The organism is Alitiscatomonas aceti (assembly GCF_025567195.1).
Taxonomy (GTDB): domain Bacteria; phylum Bacillota; class Clostridia; order Lachnospirales; family Lachnospiraceae; genus Alitiscatomonas; species Alitiscatomonas aceti.
In genome coordinates this window covers 1-20,049 of sequence record NZ_JAOQJF010000043.1, presented here as the reverse complement: position 1 = coordinate 20,049, position 20,049 = coordinate 1, and the positions used below count along the sequence as shown (strand labels likewise).

The following is a 20,049-nucleotide window of genomic DNA, read 5'->3' as shown; positions in this document are numbered from 1 at the left end:
AAAAAAAGCCCCAAAAGGGCATTGAAAATTTGCTGTAAATAAAGGAAAAATCGAGATGCAGGAAAAGAGATAAAAAAATGACGAGAAGAAAACGACGGAACTTTCCTAGTACTACGACGGAAAACGGGGATTTCCTACTGGCATGATCTACGCTCCTTCCAGACTTCCCCGAGAAGCCGTAATGAACAGTATACCGCTTTTCCAAGATAAATCGCGGCAAGAAAAATCAGTGCAAGTCTTATCAGATCCTTCATATTGTTTTTTACAGATGAGTATGTTATACTATAGTTAAGAGAAGGGCTTTCGCCCCTCTCCGCTACTCAAGTAGCTTTGCAACTATCGCAGCGGTTACCGCTACGATCAAGTCCTTTAGCAATTCAGCCAGCCAAGCTTTGATTTTGCTATTGGACTTTTTCTTTTTCCGGCTTTCGCCTCTTATTTCTCTGGCAAGTAAATGGAGCTGCTAACCTATACCATAAGAAAGGAACTCTTGGTCCTCTCCGCTACTCATATAGCTTTGAGAAAATATGGAGATTACAACCTCAATTAATATCTATATCCTCCCCTCCTAATTTCTTAGTTCATCATAAAAAATATCAAGCAAATTTCTAATTTACTCAAAAACTCTTCTAGAATGCCCGAATTATGACAGCATTCCTTATTCTTCCATTCTGTTTTCATTCTCTAACTTCTGTTCTTGCAAACTCTTAGTCGCATTCTGTTTGTAAAAGTTTTCTCGTTCCTCTCCTGTATCTGAAAACATCAACTTCAAAATAATCGAAATGCAGCGATATGTACTCAATAAAAACGTGATCAAAGAATACAGCCATGTATACATTACATATATCTTTAAATCACCCAAACGACTATCAAAGTATAAAATAAATGTTGTGCTAATCAGTGTAAATCCTAATATTACTGTGGCACGAACATATTTAGTAAATAAATGACTTTTATCTTTTAGAAATACCTCTCTTACATACTTTGATTCACTTTTCATTGCTATAATTATTGGTAAAACTGCGCCTATAAATCCAATAATTAGTGATGCTACCGTAAGTGCTGAACTCAATATTTCTTGTAGACCTGCTTGATCCTTATCTATAAATTCCCGCCGGTATGAAAAAACACACACTATAAAAGAAAATATATATGGATAAGATCTCTCAAAGATATACTTACCTCTTTCCTTCACTTACATCACTCCGCCCTATATTGAATAGCCGCATACAGCTCACTCTTTTTCTTTGAAAAGCAATATTCCATTTCAGCAACAACCGTGTTAAAATCCAATGCCTCTTTGCTCATAATCGTAAAAGGAACGATATCTTGAAAAATATTATCAAATAGGTTTATTATTTCCACATCATTACTATCATCACCGGTCCCATCATTTTTCTGCCATTTAACTTTTGCACTTCTAACATACTCTCTATTTTCTTGTAAATCTTTTATAAACTCCACTGATTCATCTCGGCAAAGTGTATCTTCTTTGCTATGTCCTAAGCTAATTGATACTTTTCCGATATAACCATCAAATTTCTTTACCAGATCCATGAAACTATTAAAAGAACAAGCTTTGCTTTTTTCCGGTTTCCATTTTTGAATATTAGCAAAAGTTATTTCAAATGTTTTATAATTATTTTTGTTGGAATATTTTTTGTCCTTTGTATCAGCAATTGGAACGATACTTATAAAAATATCATTTTCCCCATAAGTTTTCCATAAAAGCTCCTCAATTTTTGAGATACCAAGCGAAAAACGGTTACATTGAATCATAGCGATTCCACTCTTCTTTTCGTAAATCATAGTTATATCTTCACCAAAATATTCACCATCATCTAATTCAATGACCTCTGCTTCGTGATTATCTTTTACTTTTGACGGTACATTCGTATCTCTTAATCGCATGAACCTAATCGCCCAAGTGTCTGTACCTTTATCATACTTACAGCAATCTATTCTTGCTTTTGCACTGCCAATATCCAAGGATTTTTGTTCTAATCCGTCCCTTTTTATTTTATCGATCCAGTCTACCAAATTAAATAATTCACTTTTTCCACTCTTCTTTCCTTCAGGCGAAATTTTATTTACCCAAATTTGAAAATACTCAAAACGAACGTTTCTTTTGTATTCCATCTCTAGTCCCCCCTAATTTAATATTTTTATTTATCATACATCAGATTCTGGGGGTTTACCATATTTTTTGTTGAAGTTTGTGTATTATTTCTGTCATGTTTCTAAATTTTCTATACTATCATTATTTGTAATACTCCTTGTTTTTATTATAGAACATTTGTTCGTCTTTTGCAAGTTGCAATATTTCACAAGTTTAGTGCCTAATTTTCTACACGAAAAAGACACCCTCTTTCGAGGATGTCTCCATGTGGACAGGGGTTCGATTCCCCTCAGGTTTTTAGTTCCCCAGGCGGCACGATGACCACCCAGGATATATTGAATAGGAGGTTGTGATAACATCGGAACATCAGGGCTCGAACCTGCGGCTCGGTTTTACGGCTCACGCTTCCTCCCGTCCGGGAAGATGTTCCGTCAATGCCCGCCTGGGATGGACGGGCTTACGGGGATAAGTACTTGGATGAGGACGATGGGGCCGGCAGCTCTCCGCCTCCGGCTCCCAGTCTATAGACTACCACGTTTTTACCGAACATTGGCGAACATTTTTAAAATTTTTCAAAAAATCTTTTCGCCCGCATCCGGCAGCTGTCCGCAGTATAAGAAATCCTCTTTTTCGGAAATGCCCGATTCATCTGCCTGGCCACCTGCTCCCAGGTAAGCCCGTCGATGTAATACAGCCGGAACATGATCCGGATCTCTGCCTTCGGGATCGACTCTATGTACTCTTCTGCCTTGCAGGTCAGCTCCAGGAGCTCTGCCTCCTTCTCTTCCAGCATCTCCCTGTACCGTTCCCGGATCTTTTCCTTCCGGCTGTACTCCGGTACCGGGATCCCCGTGATCTTGATCGGACCGATGGTCCCGTCCTTCCTGGTTCCCCGGACTGTATCCGAAACCACCGGCGGATCCGATAAAAACCGGTCCAGCTTCCGGATCCTCTCCCTTAAATCCCTGATCTCCTCCATAACCTCGCTGTATTGGACTAAGACGCTCTGGTCCAACGGCCTCACCTCACTTCAAATCTCACTCCGTATTTCTCATATACTTCCTCACCGATTGCCCGGATGTCCGCATTGTCGTTTTCAAATGTCCGGTTGACCTCTTTCACCACAGCTTCGGAAAACTGTAAAAGCCGTGACCTCCGGTCATTCTCATCCTCAATCGGTTTCCAACGGAATTTTTCACAGAGGACCTTGGCTGGCACCGCCAGGAGAAGGCACAGGACCTTTAGGATCTGCTCCTCGTCTGTTTCTCCTGTCAGCGCCGCCTCGCGCGCAGCCCACTCCTTCTGGATCCGCTCGTCGATCTCTCTGGATATGCTGGCCTTAAGTTCCTCCTTGCGCTCCAGGACCGCCTGCTTCCTGATCTCATTGATCTGGGTCTGGGTCAGCGTGTAGACCGGCTCCTTCCTGGCCCCTGCCTTTTCCAGACGCCTCCTCTCCGCTCTCGTCATCACCACCGCCGTCCTTTCTCATCCACGATCGTCACCTTGCCCAGGATCCGAAGGTGGAAGATCGTACACATTGACTTGATCATCCGCCGGAACATGACCACGTTCTCCGGCGGCCGGTCGGCCTCCCGGACCGCTCTGCCCGCGGTCGGATCCGGGTAACCCTCTTTATTTTTCATCGCTCTTCCTCCTCTGCCCGCTTGAGATAGTTATATACGCTCCCTTCGCTGATCCGCATCTCATCCGCGATCTTCGCGTAGCTCCATCCGGCCTCCCGCAGGGCCTTCATTTTCCCGATGTCCACATCCAGCTTTCCCTTTGCCGCCGGTCTGGCCTGCTTCAGTTCCTTCGTGAGGTCCGACAGAGTCTTTTCCACTGGTGGCTCCGGCGCATCTCCGGAAACCGCCGGAAGGATCTCCTTCTCCAGGGCCGGTTCCTGCCGGAAGAACATCACTCCCTCAAGCATGTGCTGGAGAGTATCCGGGACCAGGTTCTCCCAGCCGCCTTCCTGGCCGATCGGGGCCAGGACCTTGATCTCCATCCCCTTCGCCGCCAGTTCCAGGGCTTTTGCCATATCAATCTGTTTCACAAACATATTTCTTCCCTCCTGTACCTATTCCCTGGCATTGATCAGATCCATCCACATCACGCTCTCACATACTCCGCTCTCCAGCTGTACATGGACAAAATACTCATAAATGCCAATAACAACCGCTTGTCTCGGGATCCCGGTCTTAACTGCCCCAAATGAGTCTTTGGCGCATGCCTTCTGGGTCGTTATCATAACCTTTGACCCGATCTTAATCTTCTTTTTCGCTTCTGCAATACTCCGGATTTTCAATGGTTCCCCCTCCTGCTCATCCTCTTCCATCTGCCCTCCTCTAAACCGTCATATACATCTTCTTTTTCCCATTCCACGAGACAGTCACCGGAGATCCGCATCTGAAGCAGTTAATATCAAACAGAGGTTCTTCCAGATTTGTAAAATATCGCAGCCTTGTCCCACACTCACATTCCAGCCTCAGCTCCTTCAAGGGCTTTTCAAAAATCCGACGGGCTCCACAGGCATCACAATGATAATGATCTGTTTCCTGTCTGGTAAAAAAACTCTTCTCTTTCCCGCATTCTGGGCATCGAATGTACATGAATCCCTTATATTTCTGCCCCGTCCGGCTTTCCGGAGTGTCCATGGCGGCCTCATCTGCATCCCCTTCTGTTTCATGGATCTCCATTCCAGGTACCCGGACAGATACCTGCGGATCCGCATCCGATGAATTGGTATCCAGACCCGCTCCACCTTCCTCTTCTTTATCCTTCCGGCTGATAATCAGTATCATCTCTGCCAGTTTCCCGAAAGTCTCCCATGCCTTGTCCTCAGGCATATCCTTCACCATATACGCGCCTGGAATCGATATTCTTACCTTCATCCTCTTCCTTCTCCTTCCTCCGGCTTTACAAACACAATTTTTGTCTTATCTCCTTCATCCATCTTGATACTAGGGACTGGCTGCACCCAATCCTTTCCCCGTATTCCTTCTGTGCCAGTCCCGGGTTCCGGAGGAGCTCCTGGTACAGCCGGAGCTTCTTTCCGGACAGCTCCCTCCCGGTCCTTTTAACCGCATCCTGGAAATCCAGGATCTCTTCCAGATCCCGGAAGGGATGCCCCGGATCCGGCACCAGATCGGCCAGTGTTCCTCCATTCTCCTTTCCGGCGGGCTGCTCAAGGGATATCACACCAAAGTGTTTCTTCTCCCGCTTAAGTCCCTGTAAGATCTTATTCTGCATGACCGGGACTGCAAAGGTCGCAAACCGGATCCCCCGGTCCGGGTCAAAATCCCCTGCCGCCAGCACCAGTCCCAGATAGCACAGGGATATCTTCTCCTCCAGCTCCAGCGGAACGCTGCTTATCCCAGCCGTATACCAGGCCAGTCCCATATTATCTTCCACCAGTCTCCTCTGTCTTTCATCCAGCATAATCCATTCGCCGGGTGGCCACCCTTTTACCGCGGATCAGCTTCCTCCTCCAGTTTATTTTCCAGATTTTTCCTGTGCCGGTCTTCCCGTCCTCATGCATTCATAGTGGATATGCCTTTCTTTTCCCCCGCGGCTCCGGATCTCCACATAATCTCCTGTGATCTCCTTTCCGCAGATGCTGCACAGCCATATCCCGGCTCCGTTTTTATTTTTCATTCCCCACGCTCCTTCTGCCTGCTCCCAGGATCCTAAATGCGTTCTGCCCGATCAGAACGGCAGCCCGTCATCCTCAACACCGTCTGGTATATTCATAAACCCGTCATCCTGCGCGGGCTCCGGCCGGCGGCCTCCTCCTCCGTCCCTTCGGCTGTCTGCAAACTCCTGTTCCAGGATGACCACATCCGTCGTATAGATCTTCTGGCCATCCCGGTTCACATAGCTTCCGGTCTGGATCCTGCCCCGGACCAGCACCCTCTGGCCCTGACGGAAGTATTTCTCCGCAAACTCCCCAGCCCGGTCAAAGGCTACACAGCTTATAAAATCTGTGTTCTGTCCTCCAGAATCCGTGGCCCTCCTCCGGTCAACCGCCAGTGTATATCTGGCCACAGCCATGGACTTCTCTCCCTGGGTATAACGGACCTCCGGATCCCTTGTAAGCCTTCCCATCAGTATCACTGTATTCATCCTCTTCTCCTTCCTGGTGACAGCTTTATGACTGGAGGGTGACAGGTCCCTTTAAAAACCTGTCATCCATTTTTCCTTGTATTTCCTAGCTTTTTTTCTCTTTTTTCTTTATAGTGACAGAAATGACAGGTAAATATAAATTAGAGATACACGCACGCACGTGAAAAGAGTTTGGAAAAACCTGTCATTTCTGTCACCTTTTTCTCCGGATATCCCTCCAGCCCGCATAAATACTGGCTTTTCTGACCATCCCCATTTTCTTAAACCTGTCATAAAACCTGTCACTTTCCTGTCACCTACCTGTCACCCTATGCTTAGTCCACCGATACAAATCCATCGTCCCTCAGGGCAATGTCCTTAAAAAAGCGCCCATCCTTCCCCCGTCCCTCTGCATATCCCTTTTCTGCCAGGGACCGGTAGAAGATCATAGGGCTGTGCGGTTTACGCCCATAGCTGTCGCAGTACTCCTTATAGCTGTCATAGATCATCGTGCGGGCCATCCTTTTCCCCGGCGCTGGCTCAAGACATTCGTCTGCGAACGCTTTGACCGTATCTGCTGCCCGGTACAGATCTTCAACCTGTGACCGGCACCCGGCGCTTTCCACAAATTTCCCGTCCTTATACAGCTTTTTCAAGGCCCCAACAGCCATCCAGACCGAATACCCCAGTTCTGCATGCAGCTTGTCCGACAGTTCCAGATCCTTCTCCTCCTCTGATGGCTTATGCTCCATGGACAGGATCAGAAGGCGCCGGTAAAACGCATTGGATTTTTCATCCAGATTCAGCGGGATCTTATTGGCCGAAAACAGTAATTTGGCGTAACTCCGGAATGGAGTCGGATCCTTATTCTTTTTCTCGCAGATCATGATATCCTCTCCAGTGGCCTTTTTGATATTATCCACCTGCATCATGGCCTCAGAACTGATATCCGCGCATGCATTGACCAGCTTCCCATACAGCATGGACGGGAAAAAACGCTCATTAAGATCCTGGAGGCTGACCCCGCTGCAGTTATCCGCACCCACGATCTCCTCCACCATATGGATCACCTTGGATTTTCCTGTACCCCCGTCTCCGCGGAGGATCAGAAACTTCTGAAACCCCGTATCCCTGGTCATACAGTATCCGATATACTCCCACAGCATGACCTGGTCCTCCGGATCCGGCAGGGCTGCGGAAAGAAACTTTCTCGTTGCGGTACCTGCTGCCTCCATATTTTCCCGGACTTTCATGTCCAGCTCATGTGGGATCTGGTTAATGGAGTAATACTCCGGCCGGTGCCGGTGCAGCTTCCCCGCCTTCACATCGAACATACCATTCCGGAAATTGATCCACCATGCGGGATAACAGTTCAGCTCCTCCATGGTCTTCTGGATCGGCTGCTGCTCCAGGAGCAGACTGTATATCGAGGACAGGTTCCGGTATGTAATATACCGATCCGGGATCAGCCCAGAGATCACCTGTTTGATCCGGACACCATCCCGGTCCAGGACATAGCATCCATTCTGGTATATGTACAGCTCCTTCCCCGACACAAACATACAGTATGTTTCCATCAGATATCTTACGATGGCGATATCAATGATCCCCTGGACAGCTCCACTGTCCGAATACCGGCAGAACTGCCTCTTGTCCACCAGGATCTCATCGCTGCCCTCAAACCTCCGTACATACGCTCTCAGCGCCTCCTCCAGCTCTCCCTGGCGGTCATACTTCGCCAGATACTCCTTGTCCTTAAACAGGGTATAGGCCCCGGACTTATACTGGAGCAGATTATTCTTCAGAACAGCCTCCAGGCTGTCATTGGTACGCTTCCGGAAGCAGGCCAGCACAAACGTATAGTTCTCAATCTCAGAGCCCGTATTGACCGTATCACGGATAAAATCACACAGGGTCTCCAGTGTAAAAAAGCTGCTGCCTTCCCTGGACACATACAGGGACGTAAATCCGACCGTGATCACTGCTTCACAGATCGCCCTGTTATCATTTACGAATATATAACTGCTCTCCAGACTGGCCGGAGCCTTCCTGACCAGTTTATTTATGATGGCTCTGTTCATTGTCCACCTCCGTCCGGTCCCGCCTTATCCCGTACACATGGTACGAATCCGCAAACCGGTCCCATCCCATCTGGTGTGATATCGTATGGTGCATCCGGCACAGGGCGGCAATCTCATGGCTGGAATCATCCACCTGCTGCCGGTTCCTTCCCATGCCGATCGCATCCACATGGTGGATATCCGCCGGCTTCCCGCAGATACAGCACCGCCGGTACCGGATGCACTGGATCAGATAGCAGTCTATGTCATCTGTCCGCATCAGTCCCGACTCTGTGAGGATGATCCCCTCCTTCAGTGCGTACTCCATCAGCGTATTGATAAACTCCCTGGCGTCTGTCATGGTACAGTCCGACAGGCTGATCACCTTCTGGTCCCCGACACGCAGCATGTGCTCGATCTTCATGATCTGCTTGATCTCTTCCGGGGCATAACCCGTATGGTCCCCGATGTCCCGGAGAGTCGCATACGCTTTCCGTCTCTGGGCCGGGGAGATCGTCCGGCCGTCATCGATCCCCACCTGCACCTCCCTGCACCGCTGGCGGCGGAGGTCCTCCAGGTTATCATCAACGATCAGATGCAGTTCTGAAGAGTCCTGCCGGATCCGGACCGCTTCCACTTTTCCTTTATAGTATATCATGTCACACCTTGTCCCGGAGTTTGTACAGATCCGGCGTCGTGGCGATCCAGACGGATACCCTGATAAGGCGTTCCAGACGCTTTTCCTGGGCTTCTGACAGGCTGGAATAATAGGGCTCCATCTGGTATACCCTGGCGGCCCTGGCCTGGTACACCCCCGGCTCCGTCTCCTGGAATCCCTCAACCCGGTACACAGCTATGCTGGCCGGATCATGCATGTCCCGGCTTACGGATACGGCAATATAGCATCCCGGATAGACTACGGCCAGGGAATGGCGGCCATTCCTCTCCGCCACATACCGGATCTGCCGCAGCTTCTCCCCGTCCATTCCGGCCGCTGCCACCGATCTGCCAATCCCATGCCTGCTGTCATACCCGCCGCTGTTCCAGATCCCGAATCCTTCCTGGATCCGCTCCACCGGGAAGAAGCAGCACCGTGCTTCTGCTGCCCCCTCTGCCATCTCCAGTCTCCGGATCCGGAGGAATCCATCGATCAGCCCCTTCCGGATCCCGGCCTCCCATGCCTCTCCCTGGTCTCCCTGGGCAGCACAGAAGGCCGCCACCATGATATCGATCTTCCTCTCATACGTCATGCTCCGTCACCTCTTCCTCTTTTCTGCTGCCATGCCCTGATCCCTCCTGTATATCCGGGGCCTCCTTATCCTCTTCTGCTTCCATGCAGTCTTCACAGAGCCTTTTCTCCCCCGGGTCTATGTAGATGACCCTCCCACACCGTTTACAGCGGTAATGTCTCCACATTTTCTATTTCTCCCTTGATATCCTCCTGTTTTTGCCCTACAATAAGGGCGTAGTGTTTTTCATTTGAGTCCCCTGGAAGTTGCCGCTTCCGGGGATTCTTTTTCTTCCAGGCCATCGAAGTACTCATAGAGCGCAAAGTGGATGGCATGTGCCATGGTGTAATCCTCCGGACGTCCCAGGGACCGCAGACACCGATTATTTGCATCCACCCGGGCTTTCAGCCGTTCTGCCTGCCAGTCCTCCAGGTAAATGGTCGCTCCTGCGAAGTCACTTTCCGGGAAACTAATTTTTACCGCTAGGTATTTGTCCTTCATCCTGTATCCCCCTCTCTAAAAGAAAACTGTCACTGCTGCCAGCCCGACTCCGAATCCGGCCCCGGCCAGGATCCCTGTGACGATCAGCTCGCCTCCGGCCATCAGCAGCCGGACCAGATCTCTCATGGTCCGGTGCCAGGTCCTTCTCCGGCGGCGTACCCGGCCCACCGGCATATACTGGATCTCTTTGTCCATCGTCCTTACCTCCTTAAATCTCGATTCGCCTGGTCTTACCGTTTCCCCGATGCACCAGGCACATCTGGCTTCCGGATTCCCACAGGACCAGCCAGTCCCTGGTCATCAGCCCAGCCTTTGCGATCAGCATCGCCTGCTCATCGGTCGGCCGCTTTGGTCTCCTTTTCACTATCCTCACCTCCCTGTGCTTGTCCATCCGGCCCGCCGTTAAGCGGGAGGACGTACTCTGACATCACCAAACTGTTCCAGCGGCTTACGGCGCATCATGTTGGAGATCCTTTTCCTCTCTTCTGCCGGAAGGGCCGAAAACTTTACTTCTCCACCTTCTGTTTTGATGATATTGGTGTATGTAATGGTCAAATCGCCTCACCTCCTGGTTGATACTATGTATGGATGGTTGTACTTGTTGCCATATTCTATCTCCTGTCTTGAGTCCTCCTTTATTCTGCCTTATACTGTACTCACAGGCGTTGCAGCGCCGAGTCCAGAAAAGAAAGACGTGAATCAATGAAAGCATCCTATTACAGCCCTTATCTCTGTTACTGTTCAAAAGAAAAACATCTCATTGGAATCTGCATCCACTGGGATAATGAAGCTGTCTCCGGATATGATTGCTCTTATCCATACTGTGCACAGGACTGCCAGCTTATGGATGAACGTCCGGTTGGCTTTAGGCTTGACTATCCGAAACAGACGACTTAAGCACATAACACAGATTCCACGGCTCTGGCAATTCCGGAATCACCCCAGTTTCAATATCCAGTTCGCTCTGGATATTAAGCCGGAGAACCGGAATCTGTGTTTTAGTCCGGTCATGGATAACTTCATACCCTATAACTCCATTTACTTTTACACCGTCCAGAAATACCACTGCGTTTCCACCTTCCGAAATAATCTTGACCTTAGCTGTCGGTACATTTTCGTTTATTATTTTCTTGGGTGTCATCATTCTCACCTCCCTGCTTCATCAACTCCCCGATGGTTACGCCCAGATAAGCTATGACCTTCTGGAAAACCTGGTGTTTCCGTGGTATACTCCCCTTATCAGCACTGCCATGCTGAAATATATGTAATGGGGATTTATAACACATGACAAAAGAATGCAAATACATATTGAGCCATCTCAAAAAATTATCAAATAATAGTGATGAACTTCTATGCTTCGTCAATGGTACTTCACATATTTATAAATTTGACGATGATTCAACTTTTTTTGATTACTCCAAATATGAATCAGAAATCGACTCAATCATTCGATCTCTTATTAATGATGGCTATCTTGTTGAAGGCTTTAATCAATATCATTTTCATCTCACGCAAAAAGCCCTACATCCCCTCCAATACAACATCGAAGATTTAAAAAAATTTTTGATACACTCCATCTTTGTTCCAATCGCAATCTCTGCTATAACGGCTCTTATTACGGTCTATATAACATTATGGCTAGAACGCTAACTGTTACGGACGTAATAACTGATACTACGATTCTCACGATAATTTCCTGTTTCGGAGTTAATTTTCTCACCTTTCTCTCCTTTCTGGCTGCACTCTGAGAACAACGGCAGATTTGGATAGTAATTGAGGAATCTCCCCATCCGATTTTAGTTGAAGGTGCGCTAGGCAAGTTCTCTGATCTCATTAAAAAGCATACGGACCTTCTCACAGCTGTCGGCAGTTGGGCTGTTCAACTGCTGATAGGACAAAAATGATAATCCATTTGCATGGGCCACACTTTTACAAAACTCATAATTTAATTCTGTTTTCAAACGAACAAGTTTCCAGTCCTGACTATCTTTTTCTAGGCTGGAAATTTGTTTTTCCAGATCATTCATTCTCTGGACCAGGGTCTTCAATTTTTTTCTTGGAATCCACATGATTTTCACCTCCCCACTTCATCAGCTCCCCGCTGGTCATACCCAGATAATCTGCGACCTTCTCTGGAAAATCAGATCTTCCCGTGGTATACTCCCCTTATCAGCACTGCCATGCTAAAATATAAAAGAAGGGAGATGTACACAATGGAACACTACATAGATCCGGAAACTGCTGCCCACAATATAGCCAGTGCTTTTTGCAGCCGCGAGATTCAAAATTTACCTGACAGCGCATTCATACCTGGTGATATTGAGCATGTACTAATTTAGAAAGTCTAAAATACTTTGGGGGATACTTATGAATATTTCTGATTCTGCTATTACTATTATTGCTTGTTCCATTACTGCGATTTCAGCTATCATTGCACCAGCTGTATCTGCTTATATCCAAGTTCGCTACCAATACAAGATAAAAACCATTGATCTCTTTTTTAATGCAAAATTAAAGGCTTATCATGATTTTATGGAAGCTACCATTGACCTTCCTTCCTCGGATTCCCAGGTTTTAAAAAACTTTGATCATATGTCAGCTGCTGCCCTTCTTCTTTCTACCCCAGAAACACAGGCAGCAATCGCTCTCTACGGTCAAGCACTGATTGAAAACGTACCTTCCGAAATCATCGGAAATGTTCAAGCCAATGCAATACTTGCCATGCAAAAAGACTTATACGAATTTGATAACTATCGAAACAAGGACAAAAACACCTAGCATCTGCCCCAGTATCTGCATAACCAGTCCAATCCACGGGCGTGGATGGGAAAAATCCAGGACTATCGCACTCCCTTTGAGTGACAGTATCAATGCAATAACAGAAACAATAAGAAGTTTGTTACCGTTCATTGGTTCACCTCCAGTCTCCCCCTTGCCACAGGCCTTATTTCCGTGCTATTACTATTCACCACTTCATCTTCTTGGTATTGTCTTATTCTCTTACCCGTTATATACTCTTTTTACAGGTCCTGCCAGGCCGAGTACAAATGAGGAGATTAAAATGAATCAAAAAGATGCCAATGCTATTCGTCAAGCTGCTGAATGGCTTTCTTACCAGTCAGTATCCTCCAGCGGCGATTCGCAAGCCTCCATTACCAAAGCGGATTTGGATAATTTCAAAGCCAAAATTGTTCAAACCCTTTTAATGATTGCCGAAAATGATGAATAACTTTGTACTAATCGCAGTGCTGTTCTGCAGAACTGCGATTAGCTAATTTTTCATAAGCACCATATAACTCCGATGCGCACATTTTTATTTCATCACAGTATTTCTGTAAGCATTCCAGGTCTACATCGATTACAAAAACAACTCCCAGATTGCCTTCGTGCCATTCCGCTTGACCTATTCTTGTTTCTATTTCATGCAAAGAACTGCGTATTTTATTTTGTAACTCTATGATGTGTTTTAACACTGCATCATTCTCTATGCATTTTCTTTTAATAAAAATAGCCTCGTTCACCCGGCTCCCTCCTCTCTTTTAATACAATACTTGCTATGCAAAAAGCCCTATACGAATAGGTTAACACTGCTGCTCAAATCTACGCCAATACCTACGATTCTGTACATAATTACATTTTGCGTGACAACGAAAGCCTTAATCAGTAACAGAATTTGTAAACTTAGAAATCTCAGAATCCAGACTACGCATTTCTATTTGATCCAATGCGTAGTCTAATTCTTTTGCGAGAAGCCTACTCTCTCGCATTGTAAAATTTTCCGCTACACATTCGTCTATAATTTTTTGGACTTTGTGTTTTACTTTTTCCAGGTCCATTCCAACTCTTTCAAACTGCATTTGCCTTCTTCTACTAACCATTTCCCTCACCTCCCTACTCCGCAGCTCCCCGATGGTTACGCTCTCTTCTCATCCGGAACACTTTCCATCAGATACTCCCGTATCCCATCACATCTCTGTTCGTTATCTACATTTTGTAGACTCATTCTTAAAAAAAATTGTATCTACACTTTCACCTAAAGCCTTTGCAATAATCTTTGCATTACCTACCGAAATATCATCTGGATTCTCTTCCCATGCGGCATATGTATTTCTATGTACTCCGCACTTCATTGCCATTTCTGTCTGTGATATCCCTTTTGCCAGCCTCCACTGCTTCACTGAAAGACCCATTGCTTTCACCTCCTACGTTTTGTAGATTATCTGTAGTATACTCCACGTTTTGTAGTGTGTCAATAGTTTTTTCTACATTTTGCATATTTTATTTGACATCGTCCTACAAAACGCATATAATGATAATCAGAAAGGCGGTGTACTTATGAGTATCGGAGAGAATATCAAAAAATGGCGAGAATATAGGAATCTAAAACAGACAGAATTGGCCGAAATGCTCGGTGTAAGTGATAAAACAGTATCGTCATGGGAAATAAATAGGACTGAACCTAAAATGGGGATGGTAGAAAAGATAAGTTCTGCCCTTCGATGCAAAAAAACTGATATTATCGGGAGTGATGATTCAACGACAGTAGAAGATTCGTATCAGCTCAGCAGTGAAGTCCGCGTAATCGCGCAGGAACTCAACGAAAACCCGAAGCTTTGTGCTATCTTTCGTATTTCCGGTCGAAAACTGATAGACAACTATGGACAACTTTCTGATATAAATAAGAAAAAGGTCATTAATTACTCCGATAATCTCCTTGCCATCCAGCGGATGGAAGAAGAACAGTCTCATTTGATACCCGAGGCCGCCCATGACCGTACCGACATCGATGTTACCCCGGATCTGGTAAAGAAAGATGATGACATTATGGATAATGATGATGAATGGAAATAAAAGGAGGCAATCATGCCAGAAATTTCAAGATTTTTCAGTATAAGAATCACCATGTACTATGACGAACACAGACCGCCTCATTTTCACGCAGAATATAATGGCCAGAAGGCGGAAATTGATATCCGCTCCGCCAAAGTTATAAAAGGAGCTCTCCCCAATCGTCAGCTGAAGCTCGTAACAGCCTGGGCCATTATCCACCAGGAAGAGCTTCTGGAAAACTGGAATGAAATAGAAAAAGGAACCGGAAACGTCAGAGCGATTGATCCATTAAGGTAATAGAAAGGAGGCATTTTTATGCTGCCAGAAGTAATCCAGGTTATTCCTACCGATGATTACAAGGTGTATGTCTATATGGACGACAATACCGTGCGGCTCTATGATGCCGCTCCGCTGATTGCGAAAGGCGGGATCTTCAGCCGGATCCAGGATATAGAGATATTTAAAAGCACATGCACGATTTTAAATGATACCCTGGCATGGGACCTGTCCGGGTGCATGGATGGCATCAACTGCATCGATATCTGCCCGGACACGCTCCGCGACTGCCCGGAGGTCCTGGACATCGAACAGGTCGAGGCCCGTTTATTTGCATAAAATACGCTATGTCTGTAATAGAGGTGTAACGTAGAATGACGTATGAAGAACTTTTGATCGAGGCGGATTCCGAGGGCCTCATCGTCCGAGAAAAACCGCTGGCCGGCTCCGACGGCCGCATTAAAGGAAAGCGGATCGCGATCCGGAAAAATATCCCTACACTTGCGAAGAAAGCAGACGTCCTGGCCGAAGAAATGGGCCATTACCACACGGGTGTCGGCCGGATCATTGATTCCAATAACACGCACTCCCGAAAGCAGGAGCATTCCGCCCGCCTGTGGTCTTATAATAAGCGGATCGGGCTGATCGGTATCATACAGGCTTACCACCATGGCTGCAGGAACCGGTTTGAAGTGGCTGATTTCTTAAACGTGTCTGAAGACACCCTGACTGAAGCCCTGGAATATTACCGCCAGATATACGGGACGTATGCGGCCATAGATAATTATGTGATTATGTTTGAACCGTATCTGGCTGTGTATGAAAAAATGGAATAAGAAAACGCAAAAGGAGATTTAACATGACTTGTTTTATGTGTAAAGGAATGCTTGAAAAGTCCACAACAACCTATATGACTGAATGCAACGGGTGTTATATCATCATCAAAAATGTGCCCTGTAAAAAGTGTACCCAGTGTGGAGAGGAATACCTCAACGGAGCCACATTAAAGAAAATTGAAACCATCACTGCTAATCTGAAAAGCCTTTTAACTGAAGTTGCTATTGTTGATTATACCAAAGCTGCTTGATTTTTCTAAACTCGTCGAATTCGATAGATTCGAGAAAACGCCCCTGCCCCACCGCAGGGGCACCACCTTGACAATATAATATACTTACCCGGGGAACCGAAGGGGCGATACTCCAGCTTCCGGACTTTTCAGAAAGGAGCTGGTGTGTATGGTTACATACAGTGATCTGTTCGCGTTCGTGAGCATGATCTGTTCCATCGTTACTCTTGTTGTTACTCTCAGCAGACACAAAAAGTAGCGCCCCTGTCCTGGTAAGATAAGGCGCTACTTTTAGCAAATTACTCTCGCCGGCGGCTGGACTTCACCCAGCTTTTGGTTCTCTTGTTAAGTATATTATACAAGGTCGGAAATAATTTGTCAAATGAGAAAACGCCCCTGCCACACCGCAGGGGCCACACCCTGACAATATAATATACTTACCCGGGCAGCCGGGGGACGTGCTCCCATCCCGTTCCGAGTCTTGCGGAAAGGGGTGGTGCCTTATGAGTACATATGAGGAATTCCAGATCATCCTGGGCGTTGCCATGCTGATCGTAGCCATTCTGAACTATACCCATAAAAAATAGCCGTCCTGCCCTGGAAAGCTGACGACTATTTTTTAATCTGATGTTCACCGGGACGGGTGAGGTGCATTCACCCACCGGCTGTCTTGTTAAGTATATTATATGTCATCTGGACCTTTTTGTCAAATAAGAAAACAACACCTCGTCCCACCAGGCCCCAAGGGCCGCGCCTTGACAATATAATATACTTACCCGGGCAGCCGGGGGACGTGCTCCCATCCCGTTCCGAGTCTTGCGGAAAGGGGTGGTGCCTTATGAGTACATATGAGGAATTCATGGTAATTCTGGCAACAGCCAGCTTGATCGTAGCAATTCTGAATCTGAAAAATAAGTAAGCCGCCCTGCTCCTTGGCCGGATGGGCGACTTACTAAAGTTGTTATAATTCGCCAGGACGGATAGGCTTAATCTATCTTCCGGCTGTCTTGTTAAGTATATTATATGTCACCTGGACCTTTTTGTCAAACCAAACAGGAAAACCGCCCGGTGTTACCAGCACCAGACGGCTTCCATAGATTTCTCTTGCCAGGTCGCACCCGGAAAGATATATCAGATTAACCACCTGGATTATATCATCTCCGGAACGCTCTGGCAAGGGGCGTATTTTTTATACCCAGAACCCATACAATCTATACGAGGAGTTGATGTAATGACAAGCACTACTGCCCTTAAAGTCGGCGCCGCCTATATCCGGGTCAGCACTGACGGCCAGATGGACCTGAGCCCGGAGTCACAGCTGGAGTCCATTGTCCAGTATGCCAAGAGCAGCCGGATCGTGATCCCGAAAGAATACATCTTCATGGAATCCGAGGGACGGAGCGGGAAGAAGGCCGACAACCGGCCGGAATTCCAGCGGATGATCGCCACTGCCAAGACTACCCCAAAGCCCTTTGACTGTATCCTGGTCTGGAAATTTTCCAGATTTGCCAGGAATCAGGATGAAAGCACCTTCTACAAGGGAATGCTGCGGAAAAAGCTGGGCATCGATGTGATCAGCATCTCGGAACCGGTCCTGGATGGTATGTACGGCCGTCTGATTGAAATGATCATCGAATGGCAGGATGAGTTTTACTCTTACAATCTGGCCCAGGACGTTACCCGCGGCATGAAGACCAAGGCCCAGAATGGAGGGTACCAGTGCCGTCCGCCCCTGGGATACCGGATCCCGTACCACAATGCGACCCCGGAAATTGTTCCTGGGGAGGCAGAAATTGTCCGGATGATCTTTGACCGGTATGTAAACCACAAGATGAGCATCTTTGCCCTGACCCGGTATCTGAATAGCCTCGGCCTTAAAACCAGCCAGGGAAAGCCCTTTGAAAAAAGGTCCCTGGAATATATCCTCCAGAATCCTGCCTATGCCGGAATCGTCCGGTGGAACAGGACCTGCAACGAGACCAATGAGATCCGGGACCGGTCTGAGTGGATCGTGACCAAGGGGACCCACCCGGCGATCATATCCGAGGAGCTGTATAACCAGGCGATGCTCCGGTTCGAGTCCGAGTACCGGCCGAAAAACGCAAAACCGGCCGAAGTGACAAAGCACTGGCTCTCCGGTATGCTCAAATGCTCTGCCTGCGGCCGTACTCTCTCCTCCTGTGTACGTCACACGAAGTCCGGAGACCATTATTCTTTCCAGTGCTATGGCTATCTGAAAGGCAAATGCCGGGCCAGCCACTATGTCACTGAAAAAGATATCGCCGCGGCGGTATTGAACGCCCTACAGGAGGTCCTGGAGGCCGGAACAGTCGATTATGAGGTTAAGTCCGTGGTAAAAGCTGAGGACAGCCATGAAATGGAACTGCTGAAAAATATGGTAGACCGACTAGAACTGAAGGAGAAGCGGGCGAAGGCAGCCTATATGGACGGGATCGACTCCCTGGAGGAGTACAAGCAGAATAAACTCCTGATCCAGAAGGAGCGGGAGACCCTGACCGAATCCTTAAAGCAGCTGGAAGCGGCCGGGCCGGAAGAGAACGCAGACAGCGGCAGCCAGGAACGGCAGATGCTGGATCACATCCGGTCCGTTACCGACATACTGCGGTCTGATCGCTTTTCTGCTCTCCAGAAAAATGTCGCTCTCCGCAGCATCGTAGACCGGATCGTTTTCCACAAAGATACCATGCACATCGATGTTTTCTATTATTTAAAAGAACAGAGCCGGGAGCAGGATCCCCGCAAACCCGCATAAAACCTAGCTTTTTTGATGTGTATACGCAAAAGCAAAAAGGTCATCCACCCCGGACACGTCACCTGTCTCCCATCGCAGTACTGGGTCAGGATCGGCTGCTTCACCTCCGGCCTGGACAGATAATTGTCAAAAATATCATCCACCACAACAGAAATGGATTCATAGATGTTGCGGCCATAGATCCATTTATGGTCATAGGCGGTGGACGAGGTAATGGTAAAATCGTATCCCTGGTTCCTGTACCATTCCGTGTATACACGATTCAGGGTAAAGGACATGATGGCCAGCACATTGGCTGTTATGGATGATTTTGGCCAGGTGGCATAGATCTCACTGGACGCTACATTTTTAATATAATCCCTGTATGGAACGTAATAGTCGGGGGCCGATGCGTTGGTGGGGACACCGTCATGGACGATCACCGTCTGGGGGACCACTACCCGGGAAAGGACGATCTCACCGCTTCCGGTCACAGGCTTGATCTCACTCTCTGCGATCTTAGGCGGATAATTTCCGTATAAAGTGTGATCGGGGATCGTAATATCCTCTTCTCCTCCAAGATCCGCCGCCGGGATCATCCTGGCCGGCTGGATCGCTGTGGCGTCTGCCAGGATCTCTGTTCCGGAGATCACCAGAGGTTCGTATCCCGGCGCTGTGATGCGGATCGTATATTCTGCGTAAGGCCTCTCCCCGAACGGAGCCAGGCTAAGCTCCGCCGGAGGGGCTTCCAGAGCCACATTTTCTGTCTGGCCGGAGCTGTCTGTCCTCACTTCCTCCAGAATCTCCTCCGGCGTCTCTGTCTTTGATATGGAGATGCTGGCATCTGTGACCGGAAAATTATTTGTATCTGAAACCACATCTACCTGCAGATAACCTTGTGCCATGTCTGCCTCATAATAAAGAATGTTAGGATAGCATATGCGCCAGGACGGATGGAGTTTCCCTGTCAAATAGAAAGAATCATTCAAAAAAACAAAAAAATTTCAAAAAAGGGCTTGTGTAAATCCTGACTTCCGTCGTTTCTCTCAAAACATAGTACTCAGGAGTCCAGGAGGATACAGTTCTGAAAAAGATTGTTGATTTCTTTTTCAGTG

At 47.4% G+C, this 20,049-nt stretch carries 31 protein-coding genes and 1 pseudogene; 8 read left to right on the top strand and 24 right to left on the bottom strand.

Features of this window, described 5'->3' with window-relative positions; translation table 11 throughout:
- Positions 1 to 658 precede the first annotated feature (658 nt).
- The 20 genes from OCV69_RS14975 to OCV69_RS14880 all read right to left on the bottom strand — a co-directional run bounded on the left by OCV69_RS14975 (position 659) and on the right by OCV69_RS14880 (position 12,079).
- On the bottom strand, positions 659 to 1,195 hold the full coding sequence (locus tag OCV69_RS14975; protein ID WP_158360146.1) for a hypothetical protein: 537 nt from the start codon (positions 1,193 to 1,195) through the stop codon (positions 659 to 661).
- Positions 1,196 to 1,200: 5 nt separating this feature from the next.
- Complete coding sequence (locus OCV69_RS14970; RefSeq protein ID WP_158360145.1) at positions 1,201 to 2,139, bottom strand: DUF6731 family protein; 939 nt, start codon at positions 2,137 to 2,139, stop codon at positions 1,201 to 1,203.
- 542 nt (positions 2,140 to 2,681) lie between these two features.
- Positions 2,682 to 3,098: a hypothetical protein gene (locus OCV69_RS14965; protein ID WP_158360144.1), complete on the bottom strand. Its 417-nt coding sequence runs from the start codon at positions 3,096 to 3,098 to the stop codon at positions 2,682 to 2,684.
- 41 nt (positions 3,099 to 3,139) lie between these two features.
- The gene (locus OCV69_RS14960) at positions 3,140 to 3,586 is read right to left on the bottom strand and encodes a hypothetical protein (protein ID WP_158360143.1); all 447 of its coding nucleotides are present in this window, start codon (positions 3,584 to 3,586) and stop codon (positions 3,140 to 3,142) included.
- Entirely contained in the window at positions 3,586 to 3,762 is a 177-nt protein-coding gene (locus tag OCV69_RS14955) for a hypothetical protein (protein ID WP_262563205.1), read from the bottom strand. The genes OCV69_RS14960 and OCV69_RS14955 overlap by 1 nt, the downstream gene beginning before the upstream one ends.
- Positions 3,759 to 4,178, bottom strand: coding sequence for a helix-turn-helix domain-containing protein (locus OCV69_RS14950; RefSeq protein ID WP_262563204.1), 420 nt, complete (start codon positions 4,176 to 4,178; stop codon positions 3,759 to 3,761). The genes OCV69_RS14955 and OCV69_RS14950 overlap by 4 nt, the downstream gene beginning before the upstream one ends.
- An 18-nt stretch (positions 4,179 to 4,196) precedes the next feature.
- Positions 4,197 to 4,454, bottom strand: coding sequence for a hypothetical protein (locus OCV69_RS14945; protein WP_262563203.1), 258 nt, complete (start codon positions 4,452 to 4,454; stop codon positions 4,197 to 4,199).
- 10 nt (positions 4,455 to 4,464) lie between these two features.
- Positions 4,465 to 5,010, bottom strand: coding sequence for a eukaryotic translation initiation factor eIF-2-beta/eIF-5 family protein (locus tag OCV69_RS14940; RefSeq protein WP_158360142.1), 546 nt, complete (start codon positions 5,008 to 5,010; stop codon positions 4,465 to 4,467).
- 25 nt (positions 5,011 to 5,035) lie between these two features.
- Positions 5,036 to 5,557, bottom strand: coding sequence for a sigma-70 family RNA polymerase sigma factor (locus OCV69_RS14935; protein WP_158360141.1), 522 nt, complete (start codon positions 5,555 to 5,557; stop codon positions 5,036 to 5,038).
- A gap of 54 nt (positions 5,558 to 5,611) precedes the next feature.
- A complete protein-coding gene (locus tag OCV69_RS14930) occupies positions 5,612 to 5,773 on the bottom strand; it encodes a hypothetical protein (protein WP_262563202.1) in 162 nt (53 codons plus the stop codon).
- Between the two features lie 51 nt (positions 5,774 to 5,824).
- Positions 5,825 to 6,241: a single-stranded DNA-binding protein gene (locus tag OCV69_RS14925; RefSeq protein WP_158360140.1), complete on the bottom strand. Its 417-nt coding sequence runs from the start codon at positions 6,239 to 6,241 to the stop codon at positions 5,825 to 5,827.
- A gap of 314 nt (positions 6,242 to 6,555) precedes the next feature.
- Positions 6,556 to 8,301, bottom strand: coding sequence for a DNA primase family protein (locus OCV69_RS14920; protein ID WP_158360139.1), 1,746 nt, complete (start codon positions 8,299 to 8,301; stop codon positions 6,556 to 6,558).
- Complete coding sequence (locus OCV69_RS14915) at positions 8,279 to 8,938, bottom strand: putative HNHc nuclease (RefSeq protein ID WP_158360138.1); 660 nt, start codon at positions 8,936 to 8,938, stop codon at positions 8,279 to 8,281. The genes OCV69_RS14920 and OCV69_RS14915 overlap by 23 nt, the downstream gene beginning before the upstream one ends.
- Position 8,939: 1 nt before the next feature.
- On the bottom strand, positions 8,940 to 9,530 hold the full coding sequence (locus OCV69_RS14910) for a hypothetical protein (protein ID WP_158360137.1): 591 nt from the start codon (positions 9,528 to 9,530) through the stop codon (positions 8,940 to 8,942).
- Positions 9,531 to 9,755: 225 nt separating this feature from the next.
- Positions 9,756 to 10,010 (bottom strand): hypothetical protein, encoded by a 255-nt coding sequence (locus OCV69_RS14905; protein ID WP_158360136.1) that lies wholly within the window; start codon positions 10,008 to 10,010, stop codon positions 9,756 to 9,758.
- Positions 10,011 to 10,025: 15 nt separating this feature from the next.
- Positions 10,026 to 10,205 (bottom strand): hypothetical protein, encoded by a 180-nt coding sequence (locus tag OCV69_RS14900; protein ID WP_158360135.1) that lies wholly within the window; start codon positions 10,203 to 10,205, stop codon positions 10,026 to 10,028.
- 13 nt (positions 10,206 to 10,218) lie between these two features.
- The gene (locus OCV69_RS14895) at positions 10,219 to 10,374 is read right to left on the bottom strand and encodes a DUF6906 family protein (protein WP_262563200.1); all 156 of its coding nucleotides are present in this window, start codon (positions 10,372 to 10,374) and stop codon (positions 10,219 to 10,221) included.
- A gap of 38 nt (positions 10,375 to 10,412) precedes the next feature.
- Positions 10,413 to 10,565 carry a hypothetical protein gene (locus OCV69_RS14890; RefSeq protein ID WP_262563199.1) on the bottom strand — a complete coding sequence of 51 codons (153 nt, stop codon included), beginning with the start codon at positions 10,563 to 10,565 and terminating at the stop codon, positions 10,413 to 10,415.
- Positions 10,566 to 10,875: 310 nt separating this feature from the next.
- Positions 10,876 to 11,154: a hypothetical protein gene (locus OCV69_RS14885; protein WP_158360134.1), complete on the bottom strand. Its 279-nt coding sequence runs from the start codon at positions 11,152 to 11,154 to the stop codon at positions 10,876 to 10,878.
- A gap of 667 nt (positions 11,155 to 11,821) precedes the next feature.
- A complete protein-coding gene (locus OCV69_RS14880; protein WP_158360133.1) occupies positions 11,822 to 12,079 on the bottom strand; it encodes a hypothetical protein in 258 nt (85 codons plus the stop codon).
- A gap of 298 nt (positions 12,080 to 12,377) precedes the next feature.
- Here OCV69_RS14880 and OCV69_RS14875 point away from each other — a divergent pair, with 298 nt between their 5' ends.
- Together OCV69_RS14875 and OCV69_RS14870 are read left to right on the top strand one after the other, a co-directional pair.
- On the top strand, positions 12,378 to 12,788 hold the full coding sequence (locus OCV69_RS14875) for a hypothetical protein (protein ID WP_158360132.1): 411 nt from the start codon (positions 12,378 to 12,380) through the stop codon (positions 12,786 to 12,788).
- Between the two features lie 283 nt (positions 12,789 to 13,071).
- Positions 13,072 to 13,239, top strand: a complete 168-nt coding sequence (locus tag OCV69_RS14870) for a hypothetical protein (RefSeq protein ID WP_215654623.1) — start codon at positions 13,072 to 13,074, stop codon at positions 13,237 to 13,239.
- Positions 13,240 to 13,246: 7 nt separating this feature from the next.
- On the opposite strand, the gene OCV69_RS14865 is transcribed toward OCV69_RS14870, so the two are convergent.
- From OCV69_RS14865 to OCV69_RS14855, 3 genes are all read right to left on the bottom strand, one after another.
- Positions 13,247 to 13,531, bottom strand: coding sequence for a hypothetical protein (locus OCV69_RS14865; RefSeq protein WP_158360131.1), 285 nt, complete (start codon positions 13,529 to 13,531; stop codon positions 13,247 to 13,249).
- Positions 13,532 to 13,666: 135 nt separating this feature from the next.
- Positions 13,667 to 13,888, bottom strand: coding sequence for a hypothetical protein (locus tag OCV69_RS14860; protein WP_158360130.1), 222 nt, complete (start codon positions 13,886 to 13,888; stop codon positions 13,667 to 13,669).
- A 102-nt stretch (positions 13,889 to 13,990) separates the two neighbouring features.
- On the bottom strand, positions 13,991 to 14,200 hold the full coding sequence (locus OCV69_RS14855) for a helix-turn-helix transcriptional regulator (protein WP_158360129.1): 210 nt from the start codon (positions 14,198 to 14,200) through the stop codon (positions 13,991 to 13,993).
- 145 nt (positions 14,201 to 14,345) lie between these two features.
- Here OCV69_RS14855 and OCV69_RS14850 point away from each other — a divergent pair, with 145 nt between their 5' ends.
- From OCV69_RS14850 to OCV69_RS14825, 6 genes are all read left to right on the top strand, one after another.
- Entirely contained in the window at positions 14,346 to 14,861 is a 516-nt protein-coding gene (locus tag OCV69_RS14850) for a helix-turn-helix domain-containing protein (protein WP_158360128.1), read from the top strand.
- A 12-nt stretch (positions 14,862 to 14,873) separates the two neighbouring features.
- Entirely contained in the window at positions 14,874 to 15,137 is a 264-nt protein-coding gene (locus OCV69_RS14845) for a DUF4160 domain-containing protein (RefSeq protein WP_158360127.1), read from the top strand.
- An 18-nt stretch (positions 15,138 to 15,155) separates the two neighbouring features.
- Complete coding sequence (locus OCV69_RS14840) at positions 15,156 to 15,455, top strand: DUF2442 domain-containing protein (protein WP_158360126.1); 300 nt, start codon at positions 15,156 to 15,158, stop codon at positions 15,453 to 15,455.
- A gap of 35 nt (positions 15,456 to 15,490) precedes the next feature.
- Positions 15,491 to 15,952: a hypothetical protein gene (locus OCV69_RS14835; RefSeq protein ID WP_158360125.1), complete on the top strand. Its 462-nt coding sequence runs from the start codon at positions 15,491 to 15,493 to the stop codon at positions 15,950 to 15,952.
- Positions 15,953 to 15,975: 23 nt separating this feature from the next.
- Positions 15,976 to 16,203, top strand: coding sequence for a type II toxin-antitoxin system MqsA family antitoxin (locus OCV69_RS14830; RefSeq protein ID WP_158360124.1), 228 nt, complete (start codon positions 15,976 to 15,978; stop codon positions 16,201 to 16,203).
- Between the two features lie 1,210 nt (positions 16,204 to 17,413).
- On the top strand, positions 17,414 to 18,955 hold the full coding sequence (locus tag OCV69_RS14825; protein WP_158360123.1) for a recombinase family protein: 1,542 nt from the start codon (positions 17,414 to 17,416) through the stop codon (positions 18,953 to 18,955).
- A gap of 38 nt (positions 18,956 to 18,993) precedes the next feature.
- Here the strand turns inward: OCV69_RS14825 and OCV69_RS14820 are convergent.
- Positions 18,994 to 19,839, bottom strand: a pseudogene (locus tag OCV69_RS14820) (carboxypeptidase-like regulatory domain-containing protein); the annotation flags it as partial.
- Positions 19,840 to 20,049 lie beyond the last annotated feature (210 nt).

Bases quoted from the DNA above. Each gene is read 5' to 3' on its own strand.
- OCV69_RS14965 (WP_158360144.1), bottom strand. From the start codon at position 3,098: ATGGAGGAGATCAGGGATTTAAGGGAGAGGATCCGGAAGCTGGACCGG.
- OCV69_RS14825 (WP_158360123.1), top strand. From the start codon at position 17,414: ATGACAAGCACTACTGCCCTTAAAGTCGGCGCCGCCTATATCCGGGTC.
- OCV69_RS14945 (WP_262563203.1), bottom strand. From the start codon at position 4,454: ATGGAAGAGGATGAGCAGGAGGGGGAACCATTGAAAATCCGGAGTATT.
- OCV69_RS14845 (WP_158360127.1), top strand. From the start codon at position 14,874: ATGCCAGAAATTTCAAGATTTTTCAGTATAAGAATCACCATGTACTAT.
- OCV69_RS14905 (WP_158360136.1), bottom strand. From the start codon at position 10,010: ATGAAGGACAAATACCTAGCGGTAAAAATTAGTTTCCCGGAAAGTGAC.
- OCV69_RS14925 (WP_158360140.1), bottom strand. From the start codon at position 6,241: ATGAATACAGTGATACTGATGGGAAGGCTTACAAGGGATCCGGAGGTC.
- OCV69_RS14910 (WP_158360137.1), bottom strand. From the start codon at position 9,530: ATGACGTATGAGAGGAAGATCGATATCATGGTGGCGGCCTTCTGTGCT.
- OCV69_RS14900 (WP_158360135.1), bottom strand. From the start codon at position 10,205: ATGGACAAAGAGATCCAGTATATGCCGGTGGGCCGGGTACGCCGCCGG.
- OCV69_RS14970 (WP_158360145.1), bottom strand. From the start codon at position 2,139: ATGGAATACAAAAGAAACGTTCGTTTTGAGTATTTTCAAATTTGGGTA.
- OCV69_RS14885 (WP_158360134.1), bottom strand. From the start codon at position 11,154: ATGATGACACCCAAGAAAATAATAAACGAAAATGTACCGACAGCTAAG.
- OCV69_RS14830 (WP_158360124.1), top strand. From the start codon at position 15,976: ATGACTTGTTTTATGTGTAAAGGAATGCTTGAAAAGTCCACAACAACC.
- OCV69_RS14935 (WP_158360141.1), bottom strand. From the start codon at position 5,557: ATGCTGGATGAAAGACAGAGGAGACTGGTGGAAGATAATATGGGACTG.
- OCV69_RS14930 (WP_262563202.1), bottom strand. From the start codon at position 5,773: ATGAAAAATAAAAACGGAGCCGGGATATGGCTGTGCAGCATCTGCGGA.
- OCV69_RS14875 (WP_158360132.1), top strand. From the start codon at position 12,378: ATGAATATTTCTGATTCTGCTATTACTATTATTGCTTGTTCCATTACT.
- OCV69_RS14860 (WP_158360130.1), bottom strand. From the start codon at position 13,888: ATGGTTAGTAGAAGAAGGCAAATGCAGTTTGAAAGAGTTGGAATGGAC.
- OCV69_RS14835 (WP_158360125.1), top strand. From the start codon at position 15,491: ATGACGTATGAAGAACTTTTGATCGAGGCGGATTCCGAGGGCCTCATC.
- OCV69_RS14855 (WP_158360129.1), bottom strand. From the start codon at position 14,200: ATGGGTCTTTCAGTGAAGCAGTGGAGGCTGGCAAAAGGGATATCACAG.
- OCV69_RS14840 (WP_158360126.1), top strand. From the start codon at position 15,156: ATGCTGCCAGAAGTAATCCAGGTTATTCCTACCGATGATTACAAGGTG.
- OCV69_RS14955 (WP_262563205.1), bottom strand. From the start codon at position 3,762: ATGAAAAATAAAGAGGGTTACCCGGATCCGACCGCGGGCAGAGCGGTC.
- OCV69_RS14950 (WP_262563204.1), bottom strand. From the start codon at position 4,178: ATGTTTGTGAAACAGATTGATATGGCAAAAGCCCTGGAACTGGCGGCG.
- OCV69_RS14880 (WP_158360133.1), bottom strand. From the start codon at position 12,079: ATGTGGATTCCAAGAAAAAAATTGAAGACCCTGGTCCAGAGAATGAAT.
- OCV69_RS14850 (WP_158360128.1), top strand. From the start codon at position 14,346: ATGAGTATCGGAGAGAATATCAAAAAATGGCGAGAATATAGGAATCTA.
- OCV69_RS14870 (WP_215654623.1), top strand. From the start codon at position 13,072: ATGAATCAAAAAGATGCCAATGCTATTCGTCAAGCTGCTGAATGGCTT.
- OCV69_RS14920 (WP_158360139.1), bottom strand. From the start codon at position 8,301: ATGAACAGAGCCATCATAAATAAACTGGTCAGGAAGGCTCCGGCCAGT.
- OCV69_RS14960 (WP_158360143.1), bottom strand. From the start codon at position 3,586: ATGACGAGAGCGGAGAGGAGGCGTCTGGAAAAGGCAGGGGCCAGGAAG.
- OCV69_RS14915 (WP_158360138.1), bottom strand. From the start codon at position 8,938: ATGATATACTATAAAGGAAAAGTGGAAGCGGTCCGGATCCGGCAGGAC.
- OCV69_RS14940 (WP_158360142.1), bottom strand. From the start codon at position 5,010: ATGAAGGTAAGAATATCGATTCCAGGCGCGTATATGGTGAAGGATATG.